The sequence below is a fragment of the Candidatus Planktophila versatilis genome, assembly GCF_002288345.1.
Taxonomy (GTDB): Bacteria; Actinomycetota; Actinomycetes; order Nanopelagicales; family Nanopelagicaceae; genus Planktophila; species Planktophila versatilis_A.
On record NZ_CP016781.1, the window covers coordinates 65,151 to 77,830 of the forward strand.

Sequence of the window (12,680 nt, forward strand, 5' to 3'; positions counted from 1 at the left end):
ATTATGAGCACCCAGATAGATAGAGCCCACTTAAAGAAGTTGCGAGCCATTGAAGAGCAGCGCTTTCTTGACCTTCATAAAAATTCAGCTGCTGCCTTTGCCGATTCTAAGAAGGTCATGCACGAGGGTGTTCCCATGTCCTGGATGGCCAAGTGGCCAGGTGCGCATCCGCTCTTTGTGAAAGAGGCAAAAGGTGCACGCTTTACCGACCTTGATGGCCACACGTACGTTGATTTTTGTTTAGGTGATACCGGCTCGATGACCGGACATTCACCTGATGCCACAGTTGCTGCAATTCGCGAGCAGGTGGGAAGAGGCATTACCGCGATGTTGCCAACGCAAGATGCGGCAATTGTCTCGCAACTTCTTAAGGAACGCTTTGGTCTGCCGCTCTGGCAATTCACCGTCTCTGCCACCGATGCCAATCGCCATGTGATTCGTTATTCACGCATGATTACTGGGCGTAGCAAGATAGTTGTGATTGATCGCTGTTATCACGGCTCAGTTGATGAAACATTTGCCACCCTCGATGGCGCCGGCCTTACCGTTAAGCGCGAGGGAAACATCGGTGCACCGGTTGATCTTGATGTGACAACTCGTGTCGTTGAATTTAATGATTTAGCTGCCATGGAGGCAGCCCTTGCCCATGGTGATGTTGCTGCAATCTTGATGGAACCGGCGATGACAAATATTGGAATTGTTTTGCCAGTTGAGGGTTACCTGCAGGGCGTGCAGGCTTTAGCCAAGAAATACGGCACCTACTTAATCATTGATGAAACCCACACCATCTCAGTCGGCCCCGGTGGAATGACAAAAGATTTGGGGTTAAAACCAGACTTCCTTACGATCGGTAAGGCACTTGCCGCCGGTATCCCCACTGGAACATTTGGCATGACGCAAGAGATTGCAGATGCCATTACCAAGATGGTCGAGTTAGAGATTATTGATTTAGGTGGGATTGGTGGAACGTTAGCTGGTAACGCACTTTCTTTGGCTGCAACGAAGGCAACACTGACTGATGTGTTAACACCGGCAAACTTTGAAAAGATGATTGCACTGGGAAATCGTTGGTGTGATGGAGTAGATGCTGCAATTGCCGAGTTTGACCTTGATTGGCATTGCAATCGACTCGGTGCACGTGGGGAATACATCTTTAAAGGCAAAGCCCCAATAACAGGTAAGCAGGCTGCTGAATCAGGTGACTTTGAACTCGAGCAGTACATCCACCTGCGCTTACTTAACGATGGCTATTTGATTACGCCTTTTCATAATATGGCGCTGATGTGTCCTGATACCAGCGAGGCTGATGTTGATGGCCATACGGAAGCCTTTAGGGCGATGTGTGCGGAGTTGGTTAAGGCTTAATTAAACCCTAAGGTCTTATAAAGACCTTTACCTGCTTCATTATCTTCATCAACATAGAGCATCCCTTGTGTGATGCCTTTATTCTTTAGGTAGATTAAGCCTTGTGTGCAGAGGGCCTTACCAATTCCTTTTCCTGAATACGCAGGGTCAACACCGATTACGTAGAGTTCACCGATAGGTTCTTTATTGACTATCTCTTGATGGATCTTGGTCCAGCAGAAGCCAACGAGCTTTTCTTCCATGATGCATAAGAAGAAACCGTGTTGATCAAACCAAGGCTCATGCATGCGGTTCTCTAGATCTGCCATCGCCCAATTACCTTGATCTGGGTGGGTGCTAAAGATTCTATTGTTCAGCTCTAACCAGAGCTTGGAGTGTAATTGGGTATCAAAGGTGATGATGTGGAAGTTATGTGCAACCGGGGTAACCGGTTCTTCTAGTGAGCGATGGAGTTTAAGAATACGGCGCATTGCTACACAAGCTCAGATAGAGATGATTCCTTGCCACCACTTTGAACAGTGAAGCGGTATCCAACGTTGCGCACGGTGCCAATGACAGATTCAAACTCTGGACCAAGCTTTGAGCGAAGGCGACGGATGTGAACATCTACCGTGCGCGTGCCACCGAAGTAGTCATAGCCCCAGATTTCTTGCAGAAGTTGGGCGCGTGAAAATACCCGACCAGGATGTTGAGCCAGGTATTTAAGGAGTTCAAACTCTTTAAAGGTTAGATCGAGCGCGATACCTTTAATTTTTGCAGTGTAAGAATGTTCGTCAATGACAACATCGCCTTGGCGAATTTCAGATGAGGTGGGATCACTTGCCTGGGTGTGGGCAGCGTGGGCACCGACTGCGATACGAATACGTGCATCTACTTCGGCCGGGCCTGCGGTGTCGAGAATGACATCGGTAAAGCCCCAATCTGCAGCAAATGCAGAGAGTCCGCCTTCAGTAGTAATTGCAATGATTGGAGCGCCCACTCCTGTTGTGGCAAGTAAACGTGTGAGTGATTTAGCTGCAGGAAAATCACGACGGGCATCGATAAAGACGATATCCATTACTGGTGTATCAATAAGAACAGATGCTTCAAGCGGGGCTACTTTGCAGGTGTGTTGCAAGAGGGCGAGTGCTGGCAGCACGTCAGCACTAGCTGCATGTGAATTTGTCAGTAGCAACACCTTGGCCATTGTGTGAGAATACTCTTGTGAAAACCTATCTTCCACTCGCGATTGTCATAGCCCTCTCAACGGCCTATGGCTTCTGGTGGAAGGCTAACCAGGGAGCGATACGCACCAAGAAGGCGGTTCCTGGCCATCGCTTAAATGCGCAGATCTTGGGTGAGGCACTGGGCGCTCGCGCCACCATGGTGCAGTTCTCGTCAGCTTTCTGCACACCGTGCCGGGCCACACACTCACTTCTCGCGCAAATGGTGGAGAGCATGAGCGATGTAAAACACATTCAAGTTGATGCCGAATCCCACCTAGAACTAGTGCGGGAATTAGATATTCGTTCAACTCCCACAACACTGTTTATCAATAGCCAAGGCATTGAAGTGGGTCGGGCAGCTGGCACACCCAAGCGCGATCAAGTCTTGGCCGCCCTTGCCAATATCGCCTAACCGCGAATTATTCGCAAGTGGTCTTTTGTTAGGTGATTGCCTAACCTTCATCCATGTCTGAAGTATTAGATAACAAAGAAGTTGCAAAGATTTATATCGATGCACGTGGTCCCCGTTTTGGCGCAACGATTACAACAATTGTTCTTGCCATCGCGCTCGTTACCCAGAACAAGTGGGTCATAGTTGCGCAAGGTCTCGTCTTTCTGATTGGCGCAGTAAAAGGCCCGCAGTTCACTCCTTATGGTCTGATCTTTAAGAACGTAATCAAGCCACGTCTAAGTGGTGTGGCACCAACTGAAGATGTGCGCCCACCTAAGTTTGCCCAAGCCGTTGGTTTTGTATTCGCACTAGTTGCCGGTATCGCAGCATTTGCAGGCGCTGATCTGGTCTTTACTATCGCAGTGGGCGCAGCCCTTGCTGCTGCCATTCTTAATGCCGCCTTTAATTACTGCCTTGGCTGCGAGATGTACCTGCTGATAGTCCGCTTCACTTCCAAGTAATAGGAAAAAGAAAGTAGACTTCAGCCATGGCTGATAAGCATGAGCTCCATGAAAAAGGTTTACGACTGACACCACAGCGTGAACTTGTTCTCGCTGCTGTGCGCGCACTTGGCCATGCCACACCGGAAGAAGTGGCGGAAAAAGTACGTCAGACACATCCTGGAATTAATTTATCTACTGTTTATCGCAACCTAGAAACACTAGAAAACGTTGGCTTGGTGCAGCACACCCACCTTGGCCATGGTGGCGCTACCTATCACGCAGCTGAAGAGCTCACCCATTTACACCTCGTCTGCGGCACCTGCGGATCTGTGGGAGATGCACCAATTGATGTGGCAGCTAACTTTGTGCAGAATCTTTCTGATGACTTTGGTTTTAAAACTGATGTCACACACTTTGCCATCTATGGCACATGTGCCACCTGCGTTAAGTAAGAGCAATGACTGCCGTATTTGTTGAAGATGGCCCCGATAAGGGTGCTATCTGGCATTTCGGTGAACCCAATAAGGAACAACGCGCACTTCTAGCGGGCACCGCATGGGCAGACCTCTCGCATTTAGCTGTTGTTGCAGTGACAGGTGAAGATCGCCTGAAGTGGCTCCATGATTTAACAACGCAGCACTTACTTGAGTTTGGTGTTGGAATCTGGACATCAGCGCTGATTTTAGATCCGCAAGGACATGTGGAATATCAGTTCGCACTCGTTGATGATGCAACGACAACATTTATCGTCCTTGATCCACACTTTGCGCAAGGCTTGATTGCATACCTGAACAAGATGCGCTTTATGCTTAAAGTCGAAGTTCAAGGTGCATCAGGTGAGTTTGCAGTATTACGAGCACCGGGTGCCGCAAATGAAGTGGGTGGACCTTTTGCACTTGTGCCAAGAGCAGAACTTGAAGATATGAAAAAAGCATTTGGTGCACATGCAACACAGGTGGGTACCTGGGCACTTGACGCAGAACGCGTTGCAGCCGGGCGTCCTCGTCACGGAATTGATACTGATGCCAAGGCAATTCCTAATGAACTTGGCTTCATCCATGGCGCGGTGCATATGAATAAGGGTTGCTATCGCGGACAAGAAACAGTTGCCAAGGTATATAACTTAGGAAAACCACCACGTCGTTTAGTGATGTTGCATCTTGATGGTCACGCAGTTGTGATGCCGCCTACCGGAACACCGGTCATGAATGGAGAAGTGCAGGTGGGCTTTTTGGGCACCGTTGCTCGTCACTATGAACTCGGGCCTATCGCACTTGCCATCGTGAAGCGAAATACCCCAGTCGATGCCGAGTTAACAGTTGAGGGCGTTGCCGCTTCGCAGCAGATCATCGTTGAGCCGTAGATGAAATTTATTGGACAGCTTTTTATTGTTGCCCTGGCTTGTCTTGCAATCATGTGGGCGGTGCGCAAGCTTTAAGAGTTACTCTTAGCCCATGGAGTCCCTCACAACTGTGGTGCTGGCACTAGTCGCACTTGTTGTTGGCGTAGGACTCGTTGTTTATGGCGTCAAAGGACGCAGGCAATCTCAAGCACGCGATGGACGCACATATAAGAGAGGCAGGCTCTAATGGCCTTCACAATTCCAGAAGGTTTACATCCTGATCTCAATCCACTTGCTTGGATGGTCGGCACTTGGCGCGGTAAAGGTCGCGGTGAATATCCAACGATTCCCACCTTTGAATTTGCCCAAGAAGTCACCTTTAATCACGATGGGCGCCCATTTCTGAATTACTTCTCACGTTCCTGGATCATCGATGCTGAAGGAGAAATCATTCGCCCTGCGGCATCAGAAGTTGGTTTCTGGCGTGTGAAAGAAAAAAACGTTTTGGAAGTTGTCATTTCACATAACACTGGAATTTCTGAAGGTTGGGTCGGACAATTTGATGGCCCAAAGATTCAATTAGTGATGGATCAAGGATATTCAGCGCCTTCGGCAAAGATTGTGACAGCGGGTGTGCGCCTTTATGGTCTTGTTGCGGGCGAACTTTTCTATGCCTATGACATGGCAGCAGAAGGACAAGAGTTGCAAGCACATATCTGGTCCACCCTTGAGCGCCAGGTCGATTAATGTCTGATGCAGTACTGGCGCAGTATGTGCGAGACGGTGTTGTTGAATCAGAACATCGTGGGCATTTATTAGCACTGAACGCTGATGGCTCCGTGAATTTTTCTTTAGGTGATCCCAGCCATCTAGTTTTCCCGCGCTCAACCGTTAAATGTATTCAAGGTGCGGCGATGGTGCGTGCAGGTCTGAAGCTTGAGCCGCGGTTGTTAGCACTGGGTGCATCAAGTCACTCCGGTTCAAGTGCACATATTGCAGCTGTGAAAGAGATCTTGGCGCTAGCAAAGCTTGATGAAAGTGCGTTGCAATGCGCACTTGATAGACCTTTGGGTGAAGCAGAACGCCGCACCTGGGGTGAGGCACCAGCCACACGCATTGCCATGAACTGCAGCGGTAAGCATGCCGCCATGTTATTAACCTGCGTTACCAATAATTGGCCAACTGATACTTACTTAGATGCTGCGCACCCATTGCAGGTTGCCATTAAGAGCGAGCTAGAAACGCTCGCTGGCGAGAAGATCACACTGACATCAACTGATGGTTGCGGGGCGCCATTGTTCTTGCTCTCCGTTGCTGGTTTAGCACGGGCAATGAGAGCAATTACTCTCTCAACAGATAGTGCTCATCAATCTGTGATGGAAGCATCACGCGCGCATCCGCAGATGGTGGCAGGTGTGGGGCGGCTGACAACACAGATGATTGAAGGCGTTCCAGGTTTATATATGAAAGATGGGGCAGAGGCTGTTGAAGTTGCAACGATGACTGATGGCCGCACACTTGTCTTTAAAGTCTCAGATGGTTCACTACGCCCTTTTAGAGTCTTAGTTCATGCGGGCCTTGCGAAGTTAGGTATTGCTAGCCCCTATGAAGTCGAAAACGTGCTGGGTGGCAACACTGTTATCGGCACCATTCGCGCAACCTTTTAATGGCGCGTACCCTTAAGGGGTGAACCGGACCAATCGCCGTGTTGCCACCTTGATGGTGCACACATCCCCGCTTGATCAAGCGGGTACCGGCGATGCCGGCGGAATGAATATTTATGTGGTTGAGGCAGCGCAGAACATGGCTGCCATGGGAGTTGCGGTAGATATCTTTACTCGCAGAACAAATAGCGAGGTTGCAGATATTGTCGAGGTAGCACCGGGTGTGCGAGTAATTCAACTCAACGTTGGCCCTATCTCTGGTGTTACTAAAGAGCAGTTACCTAGTTACATTCCAGAACTCTCGGCCTCATTTAAGCAGGCCTTGCAGTCAGATACTTATGATGTGATTCATTCCCACTATTGGATTAGTGGCAAGGTGGCGATGCCGGTTGCAAAAGAACTTGATATTCCTTTGATTCACACCATGCACACCATGGCGCGAGTGAAGAATCTGAATTTGGCTGAAGGAGAAAGCCCAGAGCCAATGATTCGCGTGCAGGGTGAGACCCAAGTGGTTGCAGCAGCCGATGCCATCGTTGCCAACACCGATGCTGAAGCGGCATCACTTGTTTCACTCTATGAAGCATGTCCTGACAACGTCTCGGTGGTAAGCCCAGGGGTAAACCTAAAAGTCTTTACACCAGGTGCTGGTCGCGCCAGTGCGCGCAAAGAGCTGGGCCTTGATCCTGATGCTCACATCATTACCTTTGTGGGTCGGATTCAGCCACATAAGGGGCCGGAAGTTCTCATTCGCGCGATTGCAGAGATGGTTTCGCACTCTAAGCACCTGCGTCCTAAGTTAATTACCAACATTATTGGCGGCGCATCAGGGGCTAATCAATCAGAGGTTGAACGCCTGACTGAACTTGTTTCCTGGCTTGGAATTTCTGATGTGGTGCGCTTTGCACCGCCTGTTCCACGCACAGATTTACCGCAGTGGTATCGCGCCGCAGATTTAGTCTGCGTTCCAAGTTACTCAGAAAGTTTTGGCCTAGTTGCACTTGAAGCACAAGCATGTGGCACACCTGTGGTTGCCACAGCTGTAGGCGGCCTTCGCACAGCAGTTGCCGACGGTATCTCTGGCGTATTAGTTGATGGTCATAATCCACGCGCCTGGTCATCTGTCTTTGCTCGTTTAATCCAAGAACCACAACGTCGTGTGCTCTTATCGATGGGAGCAATCGAACATGCTTCCCACTTCGGTTGGGATGCCACATCTCGCGGAACACTTGATATCTACGACCGAGTCTTATCTACTCGCCGTGATGCACAGAAGCACATTGGCTAAATGGCGCTGAACCCAGCAGTTGTCATTGAAGATTTCCTGGAATCACATGATTTAGATTTTGAGCGAAGTAATGAAAAAACCTTCATGGTTACCCTGCCGGGAGAGAAGAAGCTACAGACTCATTGCGCACTGATCATTGGTGATCACTCTTTAAGCATTAACGCTTTTGTGATTCGCAAACCCGATACCCACGAAGATGCGGTGCATAAGTGGTGTCTGGCAAAAAATGCCCAGATGTATGGAATCGCATTTGCCATAAACGAATTGGGAGATATCTATCTGGTGGGGCGTTTGCCACTAGCGGCTGTGAGCGCGTTAGAGATTGATCGCATCATTGGTTCAGTGCTGCAGTATTCAGATTCATCATTTAACCCACTGCTTGAACTTGGCTTTGCTGATGCAATCCGGCGCGAGTGGGCTTGGCGGGTTAGCCGCGGTGAATCACTGGCAAATCTTGAGGCATTTACCCATCTCATTTAATTATTTCTTCTCATCATGAGAAGATAGCCACATGTCACACTCCACACTGATCCTCTTGCGCCATGGCGAATCCGAATGGAATGCCTTAAATCTCTTCACCGGTTGGGTCGATGTCAGACTTTCAACCAAGGGTGAAGCAGAAGCTGCGCGCGGTGGAAAGTTGTTGGCAGAGCGCGGACTTTTACCTGATGTGGTTCACACTTCGTTATTGCGCCGGGCAATTCACACATCGCAGTTGGCACTCGATGCCTGTGATCGTCATTGGATTCCAGTTAAACGTTCCTGGCGCCTCAATGAACGCCACTACGGCGCACTGCAAGGTAAAGATAAGACGCAGACTCTGGCTGAATACGGAGAAGCGCAATTCACGCTTTGGCGCCGCTCCTTTGACACGCCACCACCGCTGATTGAAAAAGGTTCGAAGTATTCCCAAGATTCAGATCCGCGCTATGCCGGCCTTGGCTCTGATTTGCCAATGACTGAATGCCTGAAAGATGTCGTGGTGCGCATGGTTCCTTATTGGGAACAATCAATTGTCCCCGATCTAAAGGAGGGCAAGGTAGTTCTTGTTACCGCCCACGGTAATTCACTGCGCGCACTGGTTAAGCACCTTGAAGGCATTAGCGATGAAGATATTGCCGGACTTAATATTCCCACCGGAATTCCACTGCTCTATGAACTAGATGAGCAGATGCGCCCGGTGAAAAAAGGCGGAGAGTACTTAGATCCTGCGGCTGCCGCGGCAGCTATTACAGCTGTTGCGAATCAGGGTAAGAAGTAGGTTAGGGCGTAACGCTTGCGTAATCATCACGCTTATCGCGAATGATGACGTTGGTAGTGACAACACCTGCGCGCGCAAATGCCAGTGAAAGCTTCACATTATTGCCAGCTTTTGCTCCAACGCCGTTAAAGACTGCCTTTGTTGTTGCAACGTCTCCTTCAAAGCGTACTGGCTTATTCTGATCAAGGTTTTGTTCACCTGTGATTGCAGCCGCCACGTTATTAACTGAGATTCCCAGCAGTGCATCGCGCTCTTCTGAGTAGTTAATAATCGTTCCGACAACCACCGCTGAGCCATCTTCAGTTGCCACAAGAAGTAAGTTAGTAACAGAGATGTTGTTACCTTCGTTTTTGATCATAATCTCAGCGCCGTCTGTCACTTTCTTAACCAGACGTGTTGCAGCGTTGGGCCCGGAACCTGAACATGCGGTGAGTGAGAGAGCCAATGCAACAGCTGTGAATGCAAGAGAAATATTCTTGAAATGTGTTCGGCTCATGGCGAAATTATCTCATGTGAAATAAGCCTTATTTCACGGCGCTTTACGCCGATAACCCGGGGTTTTCTATGTCGGTGATGGCTGGTAGAATTGACCCTCTACCGAAGGGCAATACATGACATTCAAGGTCGGCGAAACCGTTGTTTATCCTCATCACGGAGCAGCTCTTATCGAGGCAATTGAAACTCGAGTAATCAAGGGCGAAGAGAAGACCTACCTAGTATTGAAAGTTGCTCAAGGTGACCTCACTGTTCGCGTTCCAGCAGAGAATGTAGACCTGGTCGGCGTGCGCGATGTCGTCGATTCAGCAGGCCTAGATCGGGTATTTAACGTCCTTCGTCAGCCATATACCGAAGAGCCAACAAACTGGTCACGTCGCTATAAGGCAAACCTAGAAAAGCTTGCATCAGGAGATGTCATTAAGGTCGCAGAAGTTGTGCGCGACCTCTACCGCCGCGATCTTGATCGTGGACTCTCTGCTGGTGAAAAGCGCATGCTCGCCAAGGCGAAGCAGATTCTCGTCTCTGAGCTCGCACTTGCCGAGCGCACAGATGAAGAGAAGGCTGCAACTCTCCTTGACGAGGTTCTCGCTTCTTAATTTTCGTTTATTTATCTCTATGATCGCCGCAATTATCGCAGCTGCCGGTAGCGGTGAACGATTCGGTGCCGCAATTCCTAAAGCACTTATTCAATTAGGTGATCGCACACTTCTAGAGCACTCCATCTCAACCCTGTCATCTGTGGCCGATGAAATTGTTGTGAGCGCACCTGCTGGATATGAAGATCAGATCCGAACACTGGTCGGTGATGACATCACTGTTGTCACAGGTGGCGCCACACGTTCCGAAAGTGTTCGCCTAGCGCTAGACACAATTGAAAAAGCAGATTTTGTCTTAGTCCACGATGCCGCGCGCGCACTTGCCAGCCGCGAACTAGCAGCACGTGTTGTTGCTGCGTTAAAAGCTGGTGATGTTGCAGTGATTCCAGCGCTGCCTGAAGTAGATACAGTGAAAGTAATTGATGCTAACGGTTATGTCACATCAACTCCAGATCGCACATCACTGCGCCGCGTGCAGACTCCACAAGGTTTTACATTTTCAGTTCTTAAAAAAGCACATGAAGAATCCGGTGATGCCACAGATGATGCAGCACTTGTTGCAGCTGCTGGCCACAAAGTGCGCGTCATTGAAGGAGAAGAACGAGCCTTGAAAATCACAACACCACATGATCTGGCAAGCGCGCTGCAATTTATGGGTAGCGCGCAATCATTTTCTTCAGGTGTGGGTGTTGATGCCCATGCATTTGGACAGGGGCGCGAACTCTGGCTGGCCGGTTTGCATTGGCCTGATGAAGTTGGAGTTGAGGGGCACTCTGATGGCGATGTTGCAGCACACGCCATATGTGACGCACTCTTTGCCGCAACTGGACTCGGTGATTTAGGAAGTAATTTTGGAACATCGCGCCCAGAGTATGCGGGAGCATCTGGAATCAAGTTATTGAAAGAGACCTACCTTTTGCTTAGCAATGCGGGATATTCAATCTCGCATATCTCAGTGCAAATTATTGGAAATCGTCCAAGAATCGGAGCCCGTCGCGCAGAAGCGATTGCAACGATATCGACCGCCCTTGGGGGCGCCGAGGTAGCAATCCTTGCAACCACCACCGATGGTATGGGCCTTACCGGTGAAGGCAAAGGTATTGCTGCAATTGCATCGGCCCTTGTTATTAAGTCAGCACAGTTAAAGTAGAATTGCCTAATGAGTTCGCTATCTTTATATGACACCTTAACGCGAACCACCTCTGAATTCATTCCGCTCAAAGCTGGCGAAGTAGGCATTTATCTATGTGGTGCCACGGTGCAGGCACCGCCTCATATTGGCCATGTGCGCTCTGGTGTGAACTTTGACATCTTGCGTCGTTGGCTCACACGAAGCGGATACAACGTCACATTTATTCGTAACGTGACAGATATTGATGACAAGATTTTGCATAAGGCTGTGCACGAGCAAGCCCCATGGTGGGCAGTTGCGATGAAATATGAACGCGCATTTACTGATGCTTATGCAGCACTGAATGTCTTGCCACCCACATATGAGCCGCGTGCTACCGGGCATGTCACACAAATGATTGAATTGATGCAGCTACTGATTGAAAAGGGTGCTGCATATGCGCCAGGTAATGGCGATGTGTATTTAGAGGTGCGCAAACTCTCTTCCTATCTCACCCTTTCGCGTCAGAAGCTTGATGATTTACAGCCGGCAGCCGATGCTGATGAAACATTTAAAAAAGACCCGCGTGATTTTGCGTTATGGAAAGCGGCAAAGCCCGGAGATCCATCATGGCCAACTCCATGGGGAGCTGGGCGACCAGGTTGGCACTTGGAATGTTCGGCAATGGCGCATGCATATTTAGGTGAAGCATTTGATATTCACGGCGGCGGACTAGATCTGATTTTTCCTCACCATGAAAATGAAATAGCACAATCAGAAGCTGCCGGATATGCCTTTGCTAAGCGCTGGCTACATAACGCCTGGGTGACTGCCTCCGGTGAGAAGATGTCGAAATCACTGGGTAATTCACTGCAAGTGCATGAGTTGTTAAAGAGTGTGCGCGGAATTGAACTGCGTTGGTATTTAGGATCTGCTCACTACCGCTCCATGCTCGAGTTCTCACATGAAGCACTTGCTGAATCTGCCACAGCTTTCCGCCGCATTGAAGGCTTCCTTAATCGCTCTGTTGAAATCCTTGGAGCAGAGCCAGTACCTACTATCAGTCAGGTCTTTACTGATGCGATGAATGATGATTTAGCTGTGCCAACAGCACTTGCCTCAATTTCAGAGGCGCTGCGCGCTGGAAATAGCGCAATTACTGCAGGTGATACCGCCACTATAGAAAATAGCGCCAATGAGATTCGCGGAGCGTTAGAAATACTTGGCTGTGACCCATTTGATCCCGCCTTTGCATCTAGCACCGCCGTTGAAGATATTGGGGCAGCACTCGATGGCGTTATTCAATTAGCGCTAGCCCAGCGCACCGCGGCTCGTGAGCGAAAAGATTTTGCGGCATCTGATCAGATTCGTGATGGCTTAGCAGTGCTGGGAATTACTATTGAAGATACAGCTCAAGGGCCACGCTGGTCGATTACTGGAAATGGAAGTAACTAAC

The 12,680-nt window shown here is 49.4% G+C and carries 17 protein-coding genes; 14 read left to right on the plus strand and 3 right to left on the minus strand.

The features are described 5' to 3' along the window. Positions 1-3 precede the first annotated feature (3 nt). The gene (locus A1sIIB142_RS00295) at positions 4-1,365 is read left to right on the plus strand and encodes a transaminase (protein WP_095693209.1); all 1,362 of its coding nucleotides are present in this window, start codon (positions 4-6) and stop codon (positions 1,363-1,365) included. Here the strand turns inward: A1sIIB142_RS00295 and A1sIIB142_RS00300 are convergent. Together A1sIIB142_RS00300 and A1sIIB142_RS00305 are read right to left on the minus strand one after the other, a co-directional pair. Next, positions 1,362-1,835 carry a GNAT family N-acetyltransferase gene (locus tag A1sIIB142_RS00300; RefSeq protein ID WP_095693210.1) on the minus strand — a complete coding sequence of 158 codons (474 nt, stop codon included), beginning with the start codon at positions 1,833-1,835 and terminating at the stop codon, positions 1,362-1,364. The genes A1sIIB142_RS00295 and A1sIIB142_RS00300 overlap by 4 nt on opposite strands. Positions 1,836-1,837: 2 nt before the next feature. Further along, positions 1,838-2,551 (minus strand): winged helix-turn-helix transcriptional regulator, encoded by a 714-nt coding sequence (locus tag A1sIIB142_RS00305; RefSeq protein WP_095693211.1) that lies wholly within the window; start codon positions 2,549-2,551, stop codon positions 1,838-1,840. A 17-nt stretch (positions 2,552-2,568) separates the two neighbouring features. Here A1sIIB142_RS00305 and A1sIIB142_RS00310 point away from each other — a divergent pair, with 17 nt between their 5' ends. From A1sIIB142_RS00310 to A1sIIB142_RS00350, 10 genes are all read left to right on the plus strand, one after another. Continuing rightward, the gene (locus A1sIIB142_RS00310; RefSeq protein WP_095674268.1) at positions 2,569-2,982 is read left to right on the plus strand and encodes a TlpA family protein disulfide reductase; all 414 of its coding nucleotides are present in this window, start codon (positions 2,569-2,571) and stop codon (positions 2,980-2,982) included. Between the two features lie 53 nt (positions 2,983-3,035). Next, complete coding sequence (locus A1sIIB142_RS00315; protein WP_223299196.1) at positions 3,036-3,482, plus strand: DUF4395 domain-containing protein; 447 nt, start codon at positions 3,036-3,038, stop codon at positions 3,480-3,482. A gap of 26 nt (positions 3,483-3,508) precedes the next feature. After that, complete coding sequence (locus A1sIIB142_RS00320) at positions 3,509-3,916, plus strand: Fur family transcriptional regulator (protein WP_095684270.1); 408 nt, start codon at positions 3,509-3,511, stop codon at positions 3,914-3,916. 5 nt (positions 3,917-3,921) lie between these two features. Next, the gene (gene ygfZ, locus A1sIIB142_RS00325; protein ID WP_095693212.1) at positions 3,922-4,827 is read left to right on the plus strand and encodes a CAF17-like 4Fe-4S cluster assembly/insertion protein YgfZ; all 906 of its coding nucleotides are present in this window, start codon (positions 3,922-3,924) and stop codon (positions 4,825-4,827) included. A 91-nt stretch (positions 4,828-4,918) separates the two neighbouring features. Continuing rightward, complete coding sequence (locus tag A1sIIB142_RS06630; protein WP_257789701.1) at positions 4,919-5,053, plus strand: hypothetical protein; 135 nt, start codon at positions 4,919-4,921, stop codon at positions 5,051-5,053. Continuing rightward, positions 5,053-5,553, plus strand: coding sequence for a heme-binding beta-barrel domain-containing protein (locus tag A1sIIB142_RS00330; protein ID WP_095693213.1), 501 nt, complete (start codon positions 5,053-5,055; stop codon positions 5,551-5,553). Before A1sIIB142_RS06630 ends, A1sIIB142_RS00330 begins: the two co-directional genes overlap by 1 nt. Next, a complete protein-coding gene (locus A1sIIB142_RS00335) occupies positions 5,553-6,473 on the plus strand; it encodes an asparaginase (RefSeq protein ID WP_095693214.1) in 921 nt (306 codons plus the stop codon). Before A1sIIB142_RS00330 ends, A1sIIB142_RS00335 begins: the two co-directional genes overlap by 1 nt. Before the next feature lie 19 nt (positions 6,474-6,492). Then, a complete protein-coding gene (gene mshA / locus A1sIIB142_RS00340) occupies positions 6,493-7,758 on the plus strand; it encodes a D-inositol-3-phosphate glycosyltransferase (RefSeq protein ID WP_223299197.1) in 1,266 nt (421 codons plus the stop codon). Then, complete coding sequence (locus tag A1sIIB142_RS00345) at positions 7,759-8,238, plus strand: type III secretion system chaperone family protein (RefSeq protein ID WP_095693216.1); 480 nt, start codon at positions 7,759-7,761, stop codon at positions 8,236-8,238. A gap of 31 nt (positions 8,239-8,269) precedes the next feature. Further along, positions 8,270-9,019 carry a phosphoglyceromutase gene (locus tag A1sIIB142_RS00350; protein WP_095693217.1) on the plus strand — a complete coding sequence of 250 codons (750 nt, stop codon included), beginning with the start codon at positions 8,270-8,272 and terminating at the stop codon, positions 9,017-9,019. Between the two features lies 1 nt (position 9,020). Here A1sIIB142_RS00350 and A1sIIB142_RS00355 read toward each other — a convergent pair whose 3' ends face one another. After that, positions 9,021-9,515, minus strand: a complete 495-nt coding sequence (locus A1sIIB142_RS00355) for a hypothetical protein (protein ID WP_095693218.1) — start codon at positions 9,513-9,515, stop codon at positions 9,021-9,023. Positions 9,516-9,630: 115 nt separating this feature from the next. Between A1sIIB142_RS00355 and A1sIIB142_RS00360 the strand changes: the two genes are divergently transcribed. From A1sIIB142_RS00360 to cysS, 3 genes are read left to right on the plus strand one after another with little or no spacing between them, the layout of a single operon-like run. Beyond that, the gene (locus A1sIIB142_RS00360; protein WP_020046318.1) at positions 9,631-10,113 is read left to right on the plus strand and encodes a CarD family transcriptional regulator; all 483 of its coding nucleotides are present in this window, start codon (positions 9,631-9,633) and stop codon (positions 10,111-10,113) included. Between the two features lie 19 nt (positions 10,114-10,132). Then, on the plus strand, positions 10,133-11,263 hold the full coding sequence (gene ispD / locus A1sIIB142_RS00365) for a 2-C-methyl-D-erythritol 4-phosphate cytidylyltransferase (protein ID WP_095693219.1): 1,131 nt from the start codon (positions 10,133-10,135) through the stop codon (positions 11,261-11,263). Between the two features lie 9 nt (positions 11,264-11,272). Then, positions 11,273-12,679, plus strand: coding sequence for a cysteine--tRNA ligase (gene cysS / locus A1sIIB142_RS00370; RefSeq protein ID WP_095693220.1), 1,407 nt, complete (start codon positions 11,273-11,275; stop codon positions 12,677-12,679). Position 12,680: the final 1 nt, after the last annotated feature.